Source organism: Cupriavidus sp. 21MJTG02-4, assembly GCF_057798975.1.
In genome coordinates this window covers 110,817-130,682 of sequence record NZ_JBYOJP010000005.1, presented here as the reverse complement: position 1 = coordinate 130,682, position 19,866 = coordinate 110,817, and the positions used below count along the sequence as shown (strand labels likewise).

Below are 19,866 nucleotides of genomic sequence, written 5' to 3'. Positions count from 1 at the left end.
CGCGCGGTGCTGTAAAATAGCAACCCAACAGGTTTTGTCCCAAGGTGGATTTGATATGGCGCGTATTACCGTCGAAGATTGTCTGAAACACATCCCGAACCGCTTCGAGCTCGCCCTGGCAGCCACGTACCGTGCGCGCCAGCTGGTGCAGGGCCATACCCCGAAGGTGGAAGCGAAGGACAAGCCCACTGTGGTTGCCCTGCGCGAAATCGCCTCGGGCCAGGTCGGCATCGAAATGCTCAAGAAGGTACCGACCTGATTCCCCGGGCGGCCAGTGGTTCATCCTTGCATCGTATGCGCGCGCATCCAGCAGCCGGATTCCAGGGGCCGCCCCCATGCCTTCGTCACACCCATCCTCGTCAACCGTCCCTCCCGGCCAGCCGGCCGGCACCGCGCCCGCGCGCGGCGAGACGGGCAGCGATGCCGGAGCGGCGTCCGCGCGTAAGCGCTCTTCGTCCGGCCAGGCATCCGTGACCGCGCGCACCGGCGCTCCCAATCTTCCTGATCCGCTTGGCAACGATGTTGTCGGCGAGCGTGCCGTCGTGCCGCCGATGGCGCAGGGCAAGGCACGCATGGCGCCTGCGTCGGATTCGCACGATGACGTGATGGCCATGGAAGAGGCGCCCGCGGCACTGGCGGGCGACAGCCTGTTCATCGACGCCGTGCTGGCGCAGTCCTACCGGCACTTCTTCGGGCCGACGTCGCAGCCAGCGGTCCCGCCGCGCCAGCAGGTCATCTCCATCACGCGGCTGATGGAGAAGCTGGCCTACCTGAAGGCGCCGGACCAGGCACGCGTACGCGAAGCCTTCCAGTTCTCCGACGAGGCTCACCTCGGCCAGTACCGCCAGAGCGGCGAACCGTACATCACCCATCCGGTGGCGGTGGCCGAGCTGTGCGCGGACTGGCGGCTCGATGTGCAGTCCATCATGGCGGCGCTGCTGCACGACGTGATGGAAGACCAGGGCATCACCAAGAGCGAACTGGCCGAGCGATTCGGTCCCAAGGTCGCCGAACTGGTCGATGGCCTGACCAAGCTGGACAAGCTCGAATTCCAGAGCCGCGAGCAGGCGCAGGCGGAAAGCTTCCGCAAGATGCTGCTGGCGATGGCCCGCGACGTGCGCGTGATCCTGGTGAAGCTGGCCGACCGTACGCACAATATGCGCACGCTCGACTTCGTGCCGCCGGAGAAGCGCCGCCGCATCGCGCTGGAGACCATGGAGATCTATGCGCCGATCGCGCACAGGCTCGGTCTCAACACCATCTACCGCGAGCTGCAGGAACTGTCGTTCAAGGTCGGCTCGCCGTTCCGCTATGCCACGCTCGAAAAGGCGGTGAAGGCCGCGCGCGGCAATCGGCGCGAAGTGGTCAAGCGCATCCTGGAGGCCGCGCAGAAGGGGCTGGCCGATGCTGGCATCGTCGCGGAACTGTCTGGCCGCGAAAAGACGCTTTACAGCATCTACCGCAAGATGCACGACAAGCAGTTGTCGTTCTCCCAGGTGCTCGATGTCTACGGTTTCCGCGTGGTCGTGGAAACGCAGATGCACTGCTACATGGCGATGGGTGCGCTGCACGGCCTGTACAAGCCGATGCCGGGCAAGTTCAAGGACTACATCGCGATCCCGAAGATCAACGGCTACCAGTCGCTGCATACGACGCTGGTCGGTCCGTTCGGCACGCCGGTGGAATTCCAGATCCGCACGCGCGAGATGCACCAGATTGCCGAGGCCGGCGTGGCCGCGCACTGGATGTACAAGACGCAGGCGGACCATGCCAACGATATCCAGCAGCAGGCGCACCAGTGGCTGCAATCGTTGCTCGATATCCAGAGCCAGACCGGCGATTCGCAGGAGTTCCTGGAACACGTCAAGATCGACCTGTTCCCCGACGCGGTCTACGTGTTCACGCCCAAGGGCCATATCCGCGCGCTGCCGCGCGGCGCCACCGCACTGGACTTTGCCTACGCCGTGCACAGCGACCTGGGCAACCAGTGCGTCGCCGTGAAGATCAACAACGAGCTGCTGCCGCTGCGCACCGAGCTCAAGAGCGGCGATATCGTCGAAGTGGTGACGGCCCCGTATTCCAAGCCGAACCCTGCATGGCTTTCGTTCGTGCGCACCGGCAAGGCGCGCGCGGCCATCCGCCACTTCCTGAAGACCACCAAGCTCGACGAGGCGATCCAGCTCGGCGAGCGACTGCTCGAACAGTCGGCACGCCAGCTCGGCATCGAGCTGAAAGCCGTGCCGCAGTCGGTGTGGGATCGCATGATCCAGTGGACCGGCAACAAGCACCGCGAGGACATTTTCGCCGACCTGGCGCTGGGCCGGCGAGTGCCTGCCGTGGTGGCCAAGCGCATGGAGATCCTGCTGCAGGAGTTGTCCGGCGATGTCGACAGCGCGCTGCTGGCGGCCGTGCAGACCTTCTCGGGAGAAGAAGCGCCGGCCGTGCCGATCACGGGCGACGAAGGCATGTCGATCCTGTTCCCGGCATGCTGCCGCGCGATCCCGGGCGACCCGATTGTCGGCTACCTGGGCAAGGGTGAAGGCCTGCAAATCCACGTGCAGGATTGCAAGGTGGCCAAGCGCTTGCACAGCAAGGATCCGGAACACTGGATCGATGTCATGTGGGCGAAGAAGACCACGCGCGCCTTCGACGTGTCGATCAAGGTGATGGTGCGCAACGTCAAGGGCATCGTCGCCCGCGTGGCCGCGGACCTGACTTCGGCCGACGCCAACGTGGCGCACGTGTCGATGGAGCAGCAGGACGCCGGCCACCAGGAAGCCACCTACATGCAGTTCATCATCCAGGTACAGAATCGCCTGCACCTGGCCAATGTGATGCGGGCCCTGCGGCGCAACCCGGACGTGATCCGCATCTTCCGCGATCGCAACGACGGCTGAGCGCCGCCGGCCAGCGATCAAACCGCCTTGCGCGGCGGGTAGCTGACTTCCAGGATATCGATCTGTTCCACGCCGGCCGGCGTGCGCAGCGCGACGGTGTCGCCCTCGCGCGCCTTGATCAGCGCCTTGGCGATCGGCGAGATCCAGCTCACGCGGTTCATGTCGAGATCCACCTCGTCCATGCCGACGATGGTGATGGTCGTTTCCTCGCCGGACTGGGTGGCGTAGGTGACCGTCGCGCCGAAGAAGATCTGGTCGTTATCACCCTGCAGGGACGCGTCGACGACTTCGGCTTTGTCCAGTCGGCGAGTCAGGAAGCGGATGCGGCGATCGATCTCGCGCAGACGCTTCTTGCCATAGAGGTAATCGCCGTTCTCGGAGCGGTCGCCATTGGAAGCGGCCCACGACACGATCTGCACGACATCGGGACGCTCGACGTCGATCAGCTGCATCAGCTCGTTACGCAGGCGGTTGTAGCCTTCCTCTGTGATGTAGTTCTTCGTGCCGGCAGGCAGCGGGGTAGCGCCTTCGGGGAGATCGTCCTCGTCGTCATCGGACGATTCTTTGACAAATGCTTTGTTCATGGTCGGGATCACATCTTCGGTCTGCCATTATAGAAAACCACTCAGGCGGCCCGTGCTTGCATGAAAAACGAAAAAAAGTGCAGGAGGGGGTTCCCAAAAAAGAAAATTCAGATATAATCTCTTTTCTCGAGTGCGGCTGTAGCTCAGTTGGATAGAGTACTTGGCTACGAACCAAGGGGTCGTGGGTTCGAATCCTGCCAGCCGCGCCACCTATGCAGTACGAAAAGGGCTTCCGGAAACGGAAGCCCTTTTTCATTTCCGCCGTTCCACGTTTCCCTCATTGCGCTATTTTCGCGCGTCTTTGATTTTCGCGCTGTTGCGGCCTGTCTTATTGCGTGCTGCCTGTCTCGCGCGACAAATCCTTTCATCCAGATTTCCTTCCGTGCAATCGGCATGGCTGCATGCTGATCGCCGCGCCCGCCTTGCGATCGCTCGAACGCGCACCTAGGCTCGAAACAAGGTGCGATGGTTTCGCACAAGGAGATCGGCATGGCACAACCCGAATGGCGTGTGGAAGCGTATCGCGACATGGATGTTTACGTGCTTGTGACGCCGCAGCATGAAGGGGGTGAGGGCGTGGTCAGCATGGGACCATCGCCGCGCTGGGCCTACGAGGTGCGGGTCTGTCAGGAAGGCATGGACCCGGCCGATGCGGGCGACACAGATCTGCTCTCGAGCGGCGCGCAGCCCTTCGCCACCCGGCACGCGGCGGAAGTCGCGGCGTTCAGTGCCGGTTACTCGCTGGTGGATAGGATCGTCGGGCCGGTCAAATAGCGGCGCGACGCGCGTGTGGGTTGCAAAAGCGGTCGCAGGCGTCGGGCGCGACACAAGTTTAAATTATTCCGATGCGCGCAATGGCATATAACAGGTGCCTATCTTCGTGGATTGGTGGCCATTGACGCAGATCATTTTTGACTTGGCAGTGTATTCCTACTCTGGATGTGGAGGCGGGCGATGTCCCGTCCGCCACGCAGTAAAGGAGTACATGCCATGCCGGAATTTGAAGGGTACAAGATCGTCTACGAAGTGATTGGCCTGCCCAAGGGCAAGTGGTCGATCCTGGTGGAGATTATCCGGAGGCAGGACGGCGAGATCCTGGCGCCACGGCACAATCCGTTTCCCAATCATCCGTTTGATACGAAGCTTGAAGCGCTGGACCAGGTGAACCAGTACATCGAAGCCGTGCTTGCCGAAGCAGAACCCGCAGTCAAGCGGCGCCGCAGCGCATGATGTTGCGCGCTATCCAGCGCGGGAATTCGCGCGCGAGCGGAAATAAAGCTTGCCAATCACGCGCGGGTCTTGCATAATCTTTCTTCTCAGACGCGGGGTGGAGCAGTTGGCAGCTCGTCGGGCTCATAACCCGAAGGTCGCAGGTTCAAGTCCTGCCCCCGCAACCAACACCCTTCAGGTGCCTGGTTTCTTAGGCCGCTCGGCCAAATTTCCCAAAGCAATTCAAGCAGATTCAACCGTCAGGCACGGTGCGGTCAATTTGCGTTCGCGTTCGCGCTTGATCGGTCGCCCATCGCGAATGCCTGGCGCATCGTCCTATTTCGATGCAACCAGGCTGGCGGCGCGCGCAAAGGTATCCCGCACCAGCGGCTGGCCTTCGCGATCGGCGGCCTCCGCGCGCTCGCGCAGGCGACTCGCCAGCACGCTCAGCGTGCCGTTGTCCGCGCCGCTGCGCGACGCGGCTTCGCGCACGACTTCATCGAGTTCGCCGATGACATCGGCGCCGTCGAATGCGCTGACTGAAAGCGCTGAAATGCGTTCGAGGTAAAGGTTGACCAGCGCTTCGTCATGTTTCGGTTCGGGCATGTCTGCTCCTTGTCGACGACGGGGGACACAAAGTCATTGTAGTGAAGGGTCAAGCCCCTTCCAGTACTCAGTCGTCGCGCGTGCGCCGCATAGATTCGAGCGGAATGGGCTGGACGCGACGGCGCGCAGGACGCAAGGCCCGGGCGGGCCAGAGGACATAGTTCGTATGCGGGTCCAGCGGCTTGCCGAAGTACGACACCCAGACCTGAACGCCGTGTTCGGTCTCGGCAATGATGGCAGCTACCGCGCGGGCCGCCGCGGAAGGGGATTTGAGCAGTTCGGCCAAGGCTTCGACGCCTTGGACCACATGGTGTTTGACACCGGCAAACCATACGTACTGACGCATGGCGGACAACAAACGCTTGGTCATGAACGCGACTCTTCGTTGGATTGCGAGTGAGTGAGACTGCATGTCACTCGCTTTGTTCAGTGCATCTTGCGATGCGCTCGCGAAAGGCGCGAAAACTCATGATAGGCGACACCGCGATCGAGATCGTGCGGGCTGCATCACCTGCAAGCCTGGCGGTTCCAGGAGCAGCGGGGAGCGTAGCATCTGTCGCCGCTCGGGGAAGAGAGTGATATCCCTGAGACGCACTGCATAAACTGCTCGTGCCCGTAGCGCTGTGCGTTCCACATCTCCTGAAATTGACAAGCACCTGACCGTGCACTAGCTTGTGTTACAGATGCTGCACAAATTGCAATCGCGGGTGCTCCCGGCATGGAGGCATTGTGGCGACAACGGAAGAGTTGGGCGATCGGCGCGGGAGCGGCAAGTCCGTGCGCAGCACGGTGCCGCGCGGGGCGCATTTGTCGATCGGCAATGTGGATCGGGATCCGGTCGAGTTGCTGAAGATCAGCAGCGAAGGCCGCGTGCGGCAACTGGTGCCCTTGCGCTACGGCCGCATGATGGAATCCCCGTTTGCGTTCTACCGCGGCAGCGCGATCGTGCAGGCCCATGATCTCGCGGGGACGCCCGATTCCGGCTTGCACATGCAGATCTGCGGCGACTGCCACGTCGCCAATTTCGGCGGCTTTGCCACGCCCGAACGCGCGCTGCTGTTCGATGTGAACGATTTCGACGAAACCAGCATCGGCCCATGGGAATGGGATCTCAAGCGCCTGGCCGCGAGCTTTGTCGTGGCTGCCCGGCATCTTCGGCACAAGCCGGGTGTGGCCGACGATCTGGTCTACCAGCTCGTGCGCAGCTATCAGGACCGCATGCAGGCCTATTCCGAAATGGGCATCCTGGAGACCTGGTACGACCGCATTACCTTCGATCGCCTGCTGGAACAGGAGACTTCGCCCGACATCCAGAAGCGTATCCGGCGCGGCATCGAACGCGCGGCCGACCGCACCAGCGAGGCGCTGCTGCCCAAGCTGGCCGAGCTGGTCGGCGACAAGTGGACGATCCTCGATGCCCCGCCGGCGATCTTCCACGTGCTCGGCCAGCAGACACTGTTCGACTCCGACGACGACTGGATGAAGACAAGAAATGCCGATGACGTCGCCGTGAAGGTCTACCGGGAATACCTGAGCACGCTCGCCCCCGACCGGCGGCGGCTGCTAAGCCATTTCACGCTCCACGACCGGGCGTTCAAGGTGGTGGGCGTGGGCAGCGTCGGCACGCGGTGCATGATCCAGCTGATGATCGACAGCCACGGCAAGCCGATCTTCCTGCAGGTAAAGGAAGCGGCCCGCTCGGTGGTGGCGCGCTATTTCAAGTGTTCCGCGGTTGCGCACGAAGGCCGCCGCGTGGTCGAGGGCCAGCGCCTGATGCAGGCCGCGAGTGACCTCTTCCTGGGGTGGACCAAGGGCCCGTTCGGCCGCCACTTCTACGTACGCCAGTTGCGCGACATGAAACTGGCACCGCAGTTCGAATTGATGGATGCCGAGACCCTCGGCAGATACGCTGCGCTGTGCGGCTGGGTGCTGGCGCGGGCCCATGCCAAATCCGGCGGACTTGCCGCGGAGATCAGCGGCTATCTCGGCACCGGCGACCGCATGGCCGAAGTGATGGTAGGCTATTCGAACAGCTATGCCGACCAGGTCGAAAAGGATTACGAGCGCTTCGCGGCCGCCTGCCGTTCGGGCCGGCTCGAAGCGCGCACCGAAGTCGACATGGCTGCGGATTTCCGCGTCTGACGCGGATGTGAAGCGGATTGCCAGGAGCGCTTGCCGATGACCGAAGACATCCTGATGCAACTCATGGTCGAGGTGGAGAAGGAAGACCCGATCGACTACGCCAACCTGCCGTTCGACGATGCGGCGCTGCGCCAGCTTGCGTGCAGGCTCATCGCCGAGCGCTCGAACGAACTCGAAGCCTCCGGCATGCCCGCGGAAGCCCAGCTGGCGACGTTGTGGGCGTCCACCGCCAAGCTGGTGCTGGAGAACATCGTCCTCAACGCCAGGCTGCTGACCCTGCAGGGCATGCCCGACGATGCGCGCGCGCTGATCGAGCGTATTTCGCGCCAGTCGCGCGGCTAGTCCGCGCCTCGGCCGGGACGGCCATGTGCCGCCGCCTTATCACGGTGCGGCAAGCCCCGCATTTCGCTTAAAATACGCGTTTTGGCTCCGGCTCCGGTGCGCGCGTTCCGTGCGTGCGGGCCCATAGCCGCCTGGGGGAAATTCGGGTGATCAAGTGGATTATCGTCGCCGCGTATCTCGGCGCCATCCTGTATGTGCACTTTCGCGGCAAGGCGAGATTGCGCATCTGGCGACAGCTGCTCGACCATTCGGCGCTGGTCGCGCCGGTCAATTGCTTCATGTACGCGTTCTCGGGGGTGCCGCGCACGCCCTACATCCCGGTCGACAACTTCCCGGACCTGGAACGCATCCGCGCCGCGTGGCCGGATATCCGTGACGAGGGCCTGGCCCTGGCCGCGATGCGCAAGATCAAGGCCGCGGAGAAGAACGACGACGCGGGCTTCAATTCGTTTTTCAAGAACGGCTGGAAGCGCTTCTACCTGAAGTGGTATGAAGCCCAGCATCCGTCGGCCGAGGCGCTGTGCCCCAAGACGGTGGCGTTGCTGCAAGGCATTCCGAGCGTGAAGGCCGCGATGTTCGCGGAACTGCCGCCGGGCGGCAAGCTCAATCCGCACCGCGATCCGTTCGCCGGTTCGTTGCGCTACCACCTGGGCCTGGCCACGCCGAACGACGACCGCTGCTTCATCGAGGTCGACGGCGAGCGCCACAGCTGGCGCGACGGGCAGGGCGTGGTGTTCGACGAAACCTACCTGCACTGGGCCGAGAACAAGAGCGACGCCAACCGGCTGATCCTGTTCTGCGACATCGAGCGCCCGATGCGTTTTGGCTGGGCCAGCAAGATCAATCACTGGCTGGGCCGCAAGGTCATGACCGCGGCAAGCTCGCCCAATGACGAGAACGACCAGACCGGCACGATCAACAAGCTGTTCCGCTTCGTCTGGATTGCCGGGCAATACCGCCGCCGCTACAAGGCCTGGAACCGCAAGCTGTACTACGTGACCAAGTTCGGCCTGATCATTGCGGGCATCGCGCTGATCATCTACCTGTAAGCAAAGAGCCGGCAAAACGCCGGCTCTTTTGTCATGGTGAACCAGCCTAGTCCTGCCGGCGGTCGCCCCGGTCTTCGTAGTAGGCGCGTTTGGCGTCATACATGCGGCTGTCGGCCACCTTCACCACGTCGCTCAGGCGCTCGCCTTGCGAGCAGGTGGCTGCGCCAATCGAGAAGCTTAGCCCGGTGCCCGGATAGAACTGGTTGTTCAGTTCCACGACCTGTTCGATCTGCTCGACCACGGTGGCCGCGCCGCGCTCGTCGCGGCCGGGCAGCAGCACCATGAATTCATCGCCGCCGGTGCGGGCCACGCAGGCCTGTTCGCCCACGGCCTTCTTCAGGACTTCGCCGGTGCGCCGCAGCAGCGCATCGCCGTCGCCATGCCCGAACTGGTCGTTGACCGCTTTCAGCCCGTTCAGATCGACGGCGATGACGCTGACCGGCCACGGACCCTTGCGGCCCAGGCGTGCGAGTTCGTCTTCGTAGAAGGCGCGGTTGTAGAGCTTGGTCAGCACGTCGTGCTTGCCCAGGAACTCCACATAGGCTTCGGCCTTCTTGCGGGCCGTGATGTCGGTGAGCGACACCAGCACCTGGTCCCAGTCCTGTTCGCAGCCCGGGAACACCGACCATTGCATGAAGACGTCGACGGAGCGGCCGTCGAGCGCGTAGTTGATGACCTCGCGCTGTTGCCAGAGCTTTTCGTGCCACAGGTCGACCAGCTGCTCGGCAAAGTGAATGCGCATGTCGTCGCGGAACACATCGCCCAGGCGCGAGAGCAGGATTTCCTTGGAGGCCGCGCCGAACATCTGCAGCGTCTGCTGGTTGACGTCGAGCACGCGGATTTCCTGCATGCAGCGCGACACGAAATCGGGATGCACGTTGAGGAAGGTGCGGAAATCCGTGATGCCAGCCGCGCGGACTTCGTCGAGCAGCATCTTCACGGCGCTGAAATCTTCGACCCAGAGCGACACCGGCGAATGCTCGAACAGGCCCAGCGCGTATTGCTCGCTGCGGCGCAGGTTGCGCTCGGTACGCACGCGCGCGGTGATGTCCTCGATCGACAGCAGCACGCGCTCCCAGTCCGCCTCATGGCCGGGCATGACGGTGGCTTCCAGGCGGATATCGAGGCGCTCGCCGTCGAGCGTGTAGTTCACGGTCTGGCTGGCGAAACGGTTCCCGCCATCCCAGAGCTGGCCGAGTTCTTCGACATGCTGGTCGAACATGTCATCGCGGAAGACGGTGTCGAGATTGCCGACGAGGTCGGCGAGGTCGGCGGCGCGAAACAAGTCCAGCGTGCGCCGGTTCACCGTGATCACGCGGATCCGCGACGAGCATTGCGCCACTTCGTCCGGGTTGGCCCGCAGGTAGGCGCGCAAGTCCGTCACCCCTTCGGCGCGCAGCCGCTCGAAGTGCTCGCGCACGGCGCTGAAGTCTTCCAGCCAGAGCGAGACCGGCGCCAGTTGAAACAGGTTCTGGTAGTCGTCGTCGACGCGCGACGCCGCGGATGCACTGCGCAAGGCCATTCTCCCTTCTTCTTGTTGTCCCGATGATCGGCAGGGTGCAGCGGCAATGGCCAACGGTCCCGGACTCGCCAGGGACCGGTCGGCCAAGCCAGCGGCAAGGATAGGCCAGCGCAAACGAAAAAGGGGAACGGTGTTGCAAAAATGGGAGTACCGCACGCGGTGGCGCGGCGACGGCTATGCCGCGAGCCGGTGAACGACCGACGCCACGGTGCCGAGCGCGCGCTCGAGTTGCGCCGAGCGCGGCGTGCCGCAGTTGATGCGTACAAAGCCATCGCAGCGCGGGGAGTTGGAGAACATCAGGCCCGGCGCCACATAGACGCCTTCGCGCAAGGCCTGCTGGAACACGGCTTCGGATGACACGCCTTCCGGCAGTTCGACCCACAGGTGGAAGCCGCCGCGCGGCAGCGTCAACCGCGTGCCGGCAGGGAAGGTCGCGGCGATGACCTGCGCCGTCCACTCGCGCTGCTGGCGCAGCGCCAGGCGCAGCCGGCGCAGGTGGCGCTCATACGCGCCCGTCGCCATGAATTCGGCCACGACGGCTTGAGACAGCATTTCGTTGGGGCGCGACAGCGCGAACTTCAGCATTTCCACGCGCGCATGCCATTTGCCGCCGGCGATCCAGCCGAGCCGTACGCCGGGCGCCAGCGTCTTGTGCACCGACGAGCAGTAGATCACGTTGCCGGTGCGATCCCATGCCTTCGCGGCGGCCAGCGGCGTGTCGAAGTCGGCGGTGGCGGACAGGCAGTCGTCCTCGATCAGCGGCACGCCGTGGTCCTCGCACCATTGCACCAGCCGGATCTTGTGGGCGTCGGGCATGACCGAACCGAGCGGGTTCTGCAGGTTGGGCATGGCGACCACGGCGCGGATGTTGTCGTAGGTGCGCACCGCCAGTTCCAGCGCTTCCAGCGAGAGGCCGGTCTGCGCGCTGCAGGGAATCTCGAGCGCGCGCATGCCCAGGCTTTCCAGGATCTGCAGCAGGCCGTAGTAGGTGGGCGATTCCACCGCAATCACGTCGCCCGGTCCGGCCACGGCGCGCAGCGCCAGTTGCAGGGCTTCGGTGCAGCCGTGGGTGATGAGTACCTCGTCCGGCGATAGCGTGAAGCGGCTGCGCAGTGCCAGCCGGGCCAGCGCCGCGCGCAAGGCCGGGTGGCCGCGCGGCACGGCAGCTTCGCCAAAGAGCGTCATGTCGCGCCGCAGGATACGCCCGGCCGCCTGCTGGAGCGCGGCGAGCGGGTACAGCGACGGCGCGCCGCGGGCGCCGCCCAGGCTGAAGGTGGACGGGTCCTGCTGGCTGCGCGCGAGCACGGACGAGATGCGCTGGTGCATGCCGATGTACTGGGCCGGATCGGGCAGCGTCGCCGCCGGCTCGGTGATCGGCGCAAGGCGCAGGGGCGTGGTTGCTCGCACGAAGTAGCCCGAGCGCGGGCGCGCTTCCACCAGTCCGTCGCTCTCGAGCTGCCGGCACGCCTGCAGCGCGGTCGACAGGCTCACGTCATGAGCGGTCATCAACGCCCGCACCGACGGCATGCGGCGCCCCGGCGCCAGCGAGCCCGCATGGATGGCGTGGCGGTAGTGATCGGCGAGCTGCTGGTAGAGCGGGGCGGATTCCATACGGCATGATCGCCCCGCTGGCGGGGGCGCGAACAGATACAGAAGGTGGGGTTCTGCATCGTAACAGAGCAAAAAAACCTGCAGTGTTCTGGTACCGGCCCGGTGTCGCTGTGGCTGTGTGGGATGGGCGGGCGCCGATACGCTGGGTGCCTGTCCGAACACGCCAGGAGCCGCTCATGCCAGCCTCGATCCCCACACCGATTTCTCCGATCCGCTATGCGCTCGGGCCCGGTCAGGCCCTCAGGCGTCACGCCTCGCGTGGCACTGTCATCCACGTGGCCGAGGGCCATGTCGACGTGGCGCTGCCGCCGCAATGGGCTGATGTCGGCACACTGGGCCTGCGTCATCGGCTCAGTCCCGGAGGGGTGCTGGTGTTCGGTGAGCGCGGCTGGCTGACGGTATCGGCCACAGGCGCGGCCGAAGTGATGTGGCAGGAGCCCGCGCCGGGCCGCTGGCAACGCGCCTGGCGTGGATTGGCCGGATGGCTGCGCCGGCGCGCCTGGGCGGCCACCACCGGCCCCGCCAAGGCGGAAACCCGATAGAATGGCGCACCCGGCCGGCCTTGCCCGGCCGGTTGCCCTTTTCTGGTCCGCATCCTGATGCCCCTTGGCACGGATAGCGCGGCCGTTCCGGCCACGACTGTGGCCGCATCCTCGCAGGTTTTCCATGCTCCGCCTTTCCGAACTCAAGCTTTCCCTCGAACACACCGAAGACGATCTCGACCACGCCGTGCGCGGCGCGCTGGCGCAGATCGGCGTGAAGGGCGACGGGCTTGTGCAATACACCGTGTTCCGCCGCGCGCACGACGCGCGCAAGCGCTCCGACATCAAGCTCACCTACATCATCGACATCGAGGTGAAGGACGAGCCCGCCGCCATCAAGCGCATGGCCGGCAAGCCGAACTGGAGCGTGACGCCCGACATGGCGTACCACTTCGTCGCGCAGGCGCCGCAGGGCGGCAATGCCGGCAATACGCCGCGTCCGGTGGTGATCGGCATGGGGCCGTGCGGCCTGCTGGCGGGTCTGCTGCTGGCGCAGATGGGCTTCCGCCCGATCATCCTGGAACGCGGCAAGGAAGTGCGCGAGCGCACGCGCGACACCTTCGGCCTGTGGCGCAAGAGCGTGCTGAACCCGGAGTCGAACGTGCAGTTCGGCGAAGGCGGCGCGGGCACGTTCTCGGACGGCAAGCTGTACAGCCAGATCAAGGATCCGAAGCATTACGGCCGCAAGGTGCTCAACGAGTTCGTGCGCGCCGGTGCGCCGGAAGACATCCTGTACAAGGCGCGTCCGCACATCGGCACGTTCCGGCTGGTGAGCATGGTCGAGAAGATGCGCGCGGAGATCCGCGAACTGGGCGGCGAAGTCCGCTTCGAGACCCGCGTCGACGACCTCGATATCGAACAGGGCAAGCTGCGCGGCCTGAAGCTGTCCACGGGCGAGTACCTTGCCGCCGAGCGCGTCATCCTGGCGGTAGGGCACAGCGCGCGCGACACCTTCGAGGTGCTGCACAAGCGCGGCGTGTTCATGGAGGCCAAGCCGTTCTCGCTCGGCTTCCGCATCGAGCATCCGCAGGGGCTGATCAACCGCAGCCGCTTCGGCAAGTTCGCCGGCAACAAGCTGCTCGGCGCGGCCGACTACAAGGTGGTGCACCACTGCAGCAACGGCCGTTCGGTGTACAGCTTCTGCATGTGCCCGGGCGGCACCGTGGTGGCCGCGGCCTCGGAGCCAGGGCGCGTGGTGACCAACGGCATGAGCCAGTACAAGCGTGCGGAGCGCAACGCGAACGCGGGCATCGTGGTGGGCATCACGCCGCAGGATTACCCGGGCGGTCCGCTGGCCGGCATCGAGTTCCAGCGCAAGTGGGAAGAGCGCGCATTTGAACTGGGCGGACGCAACTACAACGCGCCGGGCCAGCTGGTGGGCGATTTCATCGCGCGCCGGGCATCGACCTCGCTTGGCTCGGTCGAGCCGTCCTACAAGCCGGGCGTGACGCCGACCGACCTCAGCACCGCGCTGCCCGACTACGTCATCGACGCCATCCGCGAAGCGCTGCCGGAGCTCGACAAGAAAATTGCCGGCTTTGCCATGCACGATGCGGTGCTGACCGGCGTGGAAACGCGCACGTCGTCGCCGCTGCGCATCGAGCGCAAGGCGGACTACCAGAGCGTGAATGTGGAAGGCCTGTACCCGGCCGGCGAGGGCGCCGGCTATGCGGGCGGGATCTACTCGGCCGCAATCGACGGCATCGAAGTGGCCGAGGCCGTGGCGCTCGCCATCGTCAACGGGCGCTGAAAGACCGCTGATCAGCGCGCTGCGAGCCACTGCGCCGCGCCGTGGCCCGCGGTGCGGCCACTCGCAAAGCAGGCGGTCAACAGATAGCCGCCGGTCGGGGCTTCCCAATCCAGCATCTCGCCCGCGCAGAACACGCCGGGCAGCGCTTGCAGCATCAGGCTGGCGTTCATCGCTTCAAAACGTACGCCGCCTGCGCAGCTGATGACCTCGTCGATCGGCCGCGCGCGCAACAGGCGCAGCGGCAGTGCCTTGATGGATGCGGCCAGCGTTGCGGTGTCCTGCATGGCTTCCTTCGACAGGCACTCGCGCAGCAGGCCGGCTTTCACACCGGTAATGCCAAGCCGGCTCTGCAGGTGGCTCGACAGCGAGCGCGAACCACGCGGGTGCGATACCTCGGCCAGCACGCGCTGCGCATCATGATTGGGCAGCAGGTCCAGGTGGACGATGGCTTCGCCATCGCGCTCGATCCGGTCGCGGATGGGCGCGGACAATGCGTATACCAGGCTGCCTTCGATGCCGCCCGCGCTGATCACGAACTCGCCCTGGCGATAGTGCGCATTGCCCTGCGTATCGGTCACGGCCAGCGCAACGGGCTTGACCGGATGGCCGGCATGGCGCTCGGCAAACATCGTGCTCCAGCTGGCATCGAAACCGCAGTTCGCTGGCCGCAGCGCGGCGATATCGACGCCATGGCGGGCGAGCAGCGGCACCCACGCGCCATCGGAGCCGAGCCGTGCCCAGCTGGCGCCGCCCAGTGCCAGGATCACGGCCTCGGCGCGCACTTGCTGTTCGCCTTGCGGCGCGGCAAAGCGCAGCACGCGCGCCGCATCGTCGGTCCAGCCGAGCCAGCGGTGCCGCATATGGAACTGCACGCCGCCTTCACGCAGCCGGTGCAGCCACGCGCGCAGCAGCGGGGCAGCCTTCATGTCGGTAGGAAAGACCCGGCCGGAACTGCCGACGAAGGTCTCGATACCCAGTTCGTGTACCCAGTCGCGCAAGGCTTGCGCGCCAAAGTCCGCCAGCATCGGCGTGATTTGCGCGGTGCGTTCGCCGTAGCGCGAAAGGAATGCCGGCTCGGGTTCGGCATGCGTGAGGTTCATGCCGCTCTTGCCGGCCATCAGGAATTTGCGTCCCACCGATGCCATGGCATCGAATACGTGTACCTGGACGCCACGCGCGGCCAGTACCTCGGCCGCCATCAGCCCCGCGGGACCGCCGCCAATCACCGCGGCCTCAACCGGCAGGATGGTGGGCGTGGCGGCAAGCGTATCGGTGGGCGGCATGGCAAGGCGGGAATGAATGGCAGGGGCGTGCTACGTCGCGGATTATAGAGCCTGCGGCAGCGCTAAAATGGTGCTTTGTCCCAGCCTTGCCGCCATGCCGTCTTCCGTCACCGATCAAGATGCCGTCATTGCCGCCACGCGCCACTGGCTGGCGCGCGCGGTCATCGGGCTCAATCTCTGCCCGTTTGCCAAGAGCGTGTATGTGAAGGAGCAGGTCCGCTACGTGGTCTGCGAAGCTACCGAAGCCCCCGACGTGCTCGACGTGCTGGAGCGCGAACTGAAGCTTCTGGCGGAGACCGACCCCGCACAGGTCGACACCACGCTGCTGATCATGCCCGATGCGGTGGCGGATTTTCTCGAATTCAACGACCTGCTGTTCTTCGCCGAGCGCCTGCTCAAAAGCCTGCGCCTGGAAGGCATGCTGCAGATCGCGAGCTTCCACCCGCAGTACCAGTTCGAAGGGACGGAGCCGGACGATATCGAGAACTACACCAACCGCGCGCCGTATCCGATCCTGCATCTGCTGCGCGAGGACAGCATTGCCCGCGCCGCCGCGGCGTTTCCCGACGCGGCCGATATCTACGAGCGCAACATGGAGACCATGCGCCGCCTGGGCCATGAAGGCTGGCAACGGTGGATGGAGGGCGACGACGCCGGCGACGACAGCGCGGCGCCGCGCCAGGCGGACGCTTAGTTCGTCGCCGGCTCGGATGCGGCGAAGAACCGCTCGCGCATCTCTTCAAGCCCCAGCGTGGCGAGCACATTGTCCAGCCGCTCGGCGGGACGGCGGCGCGGCAAGTCCTTGAACTGGGCGATGATCAGCTCGTTCTTCATCGAGTGTTCCCAGCCGACCAGTTCAGTCACGCTGACCTGGTAGCCGTGCGCCTCCAGCTGAAGGCAGCGCAGCACATTGGTCACCTGGCTGCCGAATTCACGCGTGTGCAGCGGGTGGCGCCAGATCTCGGTCAGCGGGTTGCCGGCCAGCAGGCGTCCCTTGTTCTTGCGCAGCACGCTCGCGACCTCGGCCTGGCAGCACGGCACCAGCACGATGTGCCGGGCGCGTTTGGCCAGCGCGAAGCGGATGGCGTCGTCGGTGGCCGTGTTGCAGGCGTGCAGCGCCGTGACCACGTCGACCGTCTCCGGCAGCGCCGGCGAGGTGATGGAGTCGGCCACCGACAGATTCAGGAACGACATGCCCGGAAACCCCAGGCGGGTGGCCAGCGCCTGCGAGTTCTGTACCAGTTCTTCACGCGTTTCGATGCCGAAGATGTGCGACTGGTCGTGCAGGCTCTTGAAGAACAGGTCGTACAGGATAAAGCCCAGGTACGACTTGCCGGCGCCGTGGTCGACCAGCGTGACGGCATCACGCTCCGACTTGACCTCCTGCAGCAGCGGTTCGATGAACTGGAACAGGTGGTAGACCTGCTTGAGCTTGCGCCGGCTGTCCTGGTTCATCTTGCCGTCGCGCGTCAGGATATGGAGTTCCTTGAGCAGCTCGATCGACTGGCCGGGACGGATTTCGTGGGTATTTGCCATGACTGCGGGGATTCGGGAGGCGGCGGGCGCCTCGGAAGCCGACAGTTTACCGAAAACACGGCGCCCGTCTTCATCACCATCCGGGACGTTAATGGAAGTCCCGGATTTGCCCTGCCTCAAGTTTTGTCTCCAGATGCCGTAGGTATTCGATTGACAACAAGCGGACGTGCGCTCGAGCGCACCGGCCTGAACTGACTGTGCCTGGATCAGGTGCAGCGCGTGGGCGCCGCTGTACAAAGCGAATTCGGGGGACTCATGAGTCACGAGTCGGGTTTGCGCCTGGAGCTCAGTGAGCCGGGCGAACAGGTGCGCGCACGCTACGTGCCCGAGACGGGCCGGTTGCCGCCGGACCACACCGCGTTCCGGGAATGCCTGGCCAGCCATGGCTGGGAGCAGGCGCGGCTGGACCCGCGCGCCATTGCGAAATTCCTCGGCCAATGCCAGCAAGCCGATCGCGAGATCGATGCCACGGTCGGCGCGCTGATCGACGGCGCGTTCGAACTCGACATCAGCGACGATCGCCTGTCCGTGCGCCTGACGCTGATGCGTCCCGAAGGCGGCCGCGCCGTGACCGGGGTGGAAATCCGGCGTGCCGTCGCCGAACGGGGCGTGACGGCCCAGGTCCAGTCGCTGGTACTGGAAGCCACCATCGCGGAGGGTGCCTGCGAACTGCGCGAGATCGCGGCGGGCATCGCCCCGCGGCAAGGCCAGCCGGCGCGCTTCGTCAACTTGCTCCAACCGCGCAAGCCCGCGCAGGCCGACGACGACGCCCCCATGGACCTGCGCGAACTCGGCAACCTGATGCTGGTCAGCCCCGGCACGCCGCTGATGCGCCGCGTTCCGGCCGAGCCCGGCAGCGACGGCGTCGATGTCTTTGGCAAGGCGCTGGCCGCCGATCCCGTCGAAGACACGCCGTTTGCCGAAGGACTGACCGGTGCCGCGGCCGATCCCAGCGATCCCGACCTGCTGATCGCCGTCCTCGCTGGCTCGCCGGTGGTGGGCATGCACGGCATCGCGGTCAGCCCGGTGGTGCAGGTGGAATCCGTCGACCTGCACTCGGGCAATGTGGCGTTCGATGGAACGCTGCGGGTGTCGGGCGACATCCGCACCGGCATGTCGGTGAAGGTGACCGGCGACGTGGTCGTGGACGGTGTCATCGAAGCCGCGACGATCGAGGCGGGCGGCAGCATCGTGGTCAAGGGCGGCATCATCGGCAAGGCCGAGACCGGACACGGGCATGCGGATCCGGGCGGGACCATCAGCCGCGCCAGCGTGCGCTGCCAGGGTGCGGTGCAGGCGCGTTTCATCGAAAACGCGGTGGTGGAGGCGGGTACGGAGGTCAACGTCGAAAGCGGCATCCGCCAGAGCGATGTGGCTGCGGGCGAGCGCATCGTCGTGGGCGGGACCAGCGGCACGGGCAGCATCAGCGGCGGCCGCAGCCGTGCGCTGCTGGCGGTGCGTGCGGCGGTGTTCGGCGCGCCCGCGGGCACCGCCACGATCGTGCAGGTCGGCGTGAACCCGTACGCGGATGCCCAGCGCGCGGCGCTCGAGGCTGAGCGCCGGCGTCTGCTCGAGGAGCAGCACAAGGTCAAGCAACTCGTGGCCTTCTTCGCCAAGAACCCGGAACGCGCGGTGGGCGACCTGCGCGAAAAGGCGCGGGCCACGCTGTTCAAATCGTCGCGCGACCTGTTCGAGCTCGAGGAAAAGATCGCCAGGCTGGGCGAGCAGATGCAACCCGCGGCGGGGGCGGTGATCGACGCCGCCCGCCGCATTCATGGCGGCGTGACGCTGCAGGTGGGCAACCGCGTGCTCAAGGTGATGGAAGACAAGCCTGGCGCACAGATCCGCCTGATCGATGACCGCATTGCGGTGACCTGACCGGCATGGCCGCGGCCTGCGGCTGGCGTCCGGCGGAATTTGTACTAAGCTGCAGTGGTGTCCTGGGGTGCCGCAGGATAGGCGATGGCTAGTGTTGGGCAGTGAATGCAGAAGCGGATCAGCAATCTGTGGAAGCGTTACACGGAACCGACTCACGTGGCACTGAATCCCCGAAGGCCAGCGCGCGCGCTGGCCTTTCTGTTACTGCACGCCGCTCGTGCACGCCAAGGAGAATCACGATGAGCAGTCAGCAGGACCTCGACCTGGAGATTTCCCGCGTGCTGAAGGCGCCGCGCGAGCTCGTCTGGAAAGCCTGGACCGACCCGAACCACCTGAAGGAATGGTGGTGCCCGAAGCCGTGGACCACCGAAGTCCTTGCTTTCGATTTCGTGCCCGGGGGCGCCTTCCACACGCTGATGCGCGGCCCTGGCGGCGAAACCAGCGACAACCCGGGGGTCTTCCTCGACGTGGTGCCGCGCTCGCGCATCGTCTGGACCACCGGACTGGTCGCGCAATGGCGCCCGGCCAACAACCCGTGGCTGCCGATGACCGCCTATATCACCATGGACGACGAGGGCGATGGCACGCGCTACGTGGCCACCGTCCTGCACAAGGACAAGGCGACGCGAGACCAGCACGAGGAAATGGGATTCTTCGAAGGCTGGGGGACTTGCATCACGCAGCTCGAGGCGTATGCGCAGTCGCTGAAGTAAGGCCGCATCGCGGCGCCGGTGTTGGTTGGCGCAGACAGCAAGAGGCCCCGGAAGCACCGCGCTTCCGGGGCCTTCTTCTATGCCGCGTGCCGGCGCGCCAGGCTGGCTATTGGCTGCTCGATTGCAATCCGCCGGAAGGGGTAGGCGTGGCCCGCGCTTGCGCGCCGTCAAGCCGGAGCGATGTTCGGCATGCGTCGCATCG

Annotated in this window: 19 protein-coding genes and 2 tRNA genes; 14 read left to right on the top strand and 7 right to left on the bottom strand. The window is 65.3% G+C overall.

Annotation, left to right across the window (positions count from 1 at the left end):
* The first annotated feature begins 55 nt into the window (after positions 1–55).
* Entirely contained in the window at positions 56–259 is a 204-nt protein-coding gene (rpoZ, locus tag AC3FKH_RS12250; RefSeq protein WP_006578656.1) for a DNA-directed RNA polymerase subunit omega, read from the top strand.
* 76 nt (positions 260–335) lie between these two features.
* Positions 336–2,897: a RelA/SpoT family protein gene (locus tag AC3FKH_RS12245; RefSeq protein ID WP_488675830.1), complete on the top strand. Its 2,562-nt coding sequence runs from the start codon at positions 336–338 to the stop codon at positions 2,895–2,897.
* A gap of 17 nt (positions 2,898–2,914) precedes the next feature.
* On the opposite strand, the gene greB is transcribed toward AC3FKH_RS12245, so the two are convergent.
* A complete protein-coding gene (gene greB, locus AC3FKH_RS12240) occupies positions 2,915–3,481 on the bottom strand; it encodes a transcription elongation factor GreB (protein WP_488675828.1) in 567 nt (188 codons plus the stop codon).
* Between the two features lie 132 nt (positions 3,482–3,613).
* Between greB and AC3FKH_RS12235 the strand changes: the two genes are divergently transcribed.
* From AC3FKH_RS12235 to AC3FKH_RS12220, 4 genes are all read left to right on the top strand, one after another.
* Positions 3,614–3,690, top strand: a tRNA-Arg gene (locus AC3FKH_RS12235).
* Positions 3,691–3,970: 280 nt separating this feature from the next.
* Positions 3,971–4,255 carry a hypothetical protein gene (locus AC3FKH_RS12230; protein ID WP_488675827.1) on the top strand — a complete coding sequence of 95 codons (285 nt, stop codon included), beginning with the start codon at positions 3,971–3,973 and terminating at the stop codon, positions 4,253–4,255.
* Between the two features lie 216 nt (positions 4,256–4,471).
* Positions 4,472–4,711 (top strand): hypothetical protein, encoded by a 240-nt coding sequence (locus tag AC3FKH_RS12225; RefSeq protein ID WP_488675825.1) that lies wholly within the window; start codon positions 4,472–4,474, stop codon positions 4,709–4,711.
* A 91-nt stretch (positions 4,712–4,802) separates the two neighbouring features.
* A tRNA-Met gene (locus AC3FKH_RS12220) sits at positions 4,803–4,878 on the top strand.
* A 148-nt stretch (positions 4,879–5,026) separates the two neighbouring features.
* Here the strand turns inward: AC3FKH_RS12220 and AC3FKH_RS12215 are convergent.
* Positions 5,027–5,296 (bottom strand): hypothetical protein, encoded by a 270-nt coding sequence (locus AC3FKH_RS12215; protein WP_488675823.1) that lies wholly within the window; start codon positions 5,294–5,296, stop codon positions 5,027–5,029.
* Between the two features lie 67 nt (positions 5,297–5,363).
* Positions 5,364–5,666, bottom strand: coding sequence for a hypothetical protein (locus AC3FKH_RS12210; protein ID WP_488675821.1), 303 nt, complete (start codon positions 5,664–5,666; stop codon positions 5,364–5,366).
* Between the two features lie 359 nt (positions 5,667–6,025).
* Between AC3FKH_RS12210 and AC3FKH_RS12205 the strand changes: the two genes are divergently transcribed.
* The 3 genes from AC3FKH_RS12205 (at position 6,026) to lpxO (ending at position 8,829) form a co-directional block, all read left to right on the top strand.
* The gene (locus AC3FKH_RS12205) at positions 6,026–7,438 is read left to right on the top strand and encodes a DUF2252 domain-containing protein (RefSeq protein WP_488675819.1); all 1,413 of its coding nucleotides are present in this window, start codon (positions 6,026–6,028) and stop codon (positions 7,436–7,438) included.
* A gap of 36 nt (positions 7,439–7,474) precedes the next feature.
* Positions 7,475–7,780 carry a hypothetical protein gene (locus tag AC3FKH_RS12200; RefSeq protein ID WP_488675818.1) on the top strand — a complete coding sequence of 102 codons (306 nt, stop codon included), beginning with the start codon at positions 7,475–7,477 and terminating at the stop codon, positions 7,778–7,780.
* Positions 7,781–7,926: 146 nt separating this feature from the next.
* A complete protein-coding gene (gene lpxO, locus AC3FKH_RS12195; RefSeq protein ID WP_488675817.1) occupies positions 7,927–8,829 on the top strand; it encodes a lipid A hydroxylase LpxO in 903 nt (300 codons plus the stop codon).
* Positions 8,830–8,875: 46 nt separating this feature from the next.
* Here lpxO and AC3FKH_RS12190 read toward each other — a convergent pair whose 3' ends face one another.
* Both AC3FKH_RS12190 and AC3FKH_RS12185 read right to left on the bottom strand, forming a co-directional pair.
* Positions 8,876–10,351, bottom strand: coding sequence for a sensor domain-containing diguanylate cyclase (locus AC3FKH_RS12190; protein WP_488675816.1), 1,476 nt, complete (start codon positions 10,349–10,351; stop codon positions 8,876–8,878).
* A gap of 174 nt (positions 10,352–10,525) precedes the next feature.
* Entirely contained in the window at positions 10,526–11,962 is a 1,437-nt protein-coding gene (locus tag AC3FKH_RS12185) for an aminotransferase-like domain-containing protein (protein ID WP_488675814.1), read from the bottom strand.
* Positions 11,963–12,138: 176 nt separating this feature from the next.
* Here AC3FKH_RS12185 and AC3FKH_RS12180 point away from each other — a divergent pair, with 176 nt between their 5' ends.
* Both AC3FKH_RS12180 and AC3FKH_RS12175 read left to right on the top strand, forming a co-directional pair.
* On the top strand, positions 12,139–12,504 hold the full coding sequence (locus tag AC3FKH_RS12180; protein ID WP_488675813.1) for a hypothetical protein: 366 nt from the start codon (positions 12,139–12,141) through the stop codon (positions 12,502–12,504).
* A 124-nt stretch (positions 12,505–12,628) separates the two neighbouring features.
* The gene (locus AC3FKH_RS12175; protein WP_488675811.1) at positions 12,629–14,254 is read left to right on the top strand and encodes an NAD(P)/FAD-dependent oxidoreductase; all 1,626 of its coding nucleotides are present in this window, start codon (positions 12,629–12,631) and stop codon (positions 14,252–14,254) included.
* Positions 14,255–14,265: 11 nt separating this feature from the next.
* On the opposite strand, the gene AC3FKH_RS12170 is transcribed toward AC3FKH_RS12175, so the two are convergent.
* Complete coding sequence (locus tag AC3FKH_RS12170; RefSeq protein WP_488675809.1) at positions 14,266–15,537, bottom strand: TIGR03862 family flavoprotein; 1,272 nt, start codon at positions 15,535–15,537, stop codon at positions 14,266–14,268.
* 94 nt (positions 15,538–15,631) lie between these two features.
* On the opposite strand from AC3FKH_RS12170, the gene AC3FKH_RS12165 reads away from it, so the two are divergent.
* On the top strand, positions 15,632–16,231 hold the full coding sequence (locus AC3FKH_RS12165) for a DUF1415 domain-containing protein (RefSeq protein WP_488675807.1): 600 nt from the start codon (positions 15,632–15,634) through the stop codon (positions 16,229–16,231).
* On the opposite strand, the gene AC3FKH_RS12160 is transcribed toward AC3FKH_RS12165, so the two are convergent.
* On the bottom strand, positions 16,228–17,073 hold the full coding sequence (locus AC3FKH_RS12160) for a class I SAM-dependent methyltransferase (RefSeq protein WP_488675805.1): 846 nt from the start codon (positions 17,071–17,073) through the stop codon (positions 16,228–16,230). The genes AC3FKH_RS12165 and AC3FKH_RS12160 overlap by 4 nt on opposite strands.
* Before the next feature lie 255 nt (positions 17,074–17,328).
* Between AC3FKH_RS12160 and AC3FKH_RS12155 the strand changes: the two genes are divergently transcribed.
* Positions 17,329–18,951, top strand: coding sequence for a flagellar assembly protein A (locus AC3FKH_RS12155; protein WP_488675803.1), 1,623 nt, complete (start codon positions 17,329–17,331; stop codon positions 18,949–18,951).
* Positions 18,952–19,190: 239 nt separating this feature from the next.
* Entirely contained in the window at positions 19,191–19,664 is a 474-nt protein-coding gene (locus tag AC3FKH_RS12150) for an SRPBCC family protein (protein ID WP_488675801.1), read from the top strand.
* Positions 19,665–19,866 lie beyond the last annotated feature (202 nt).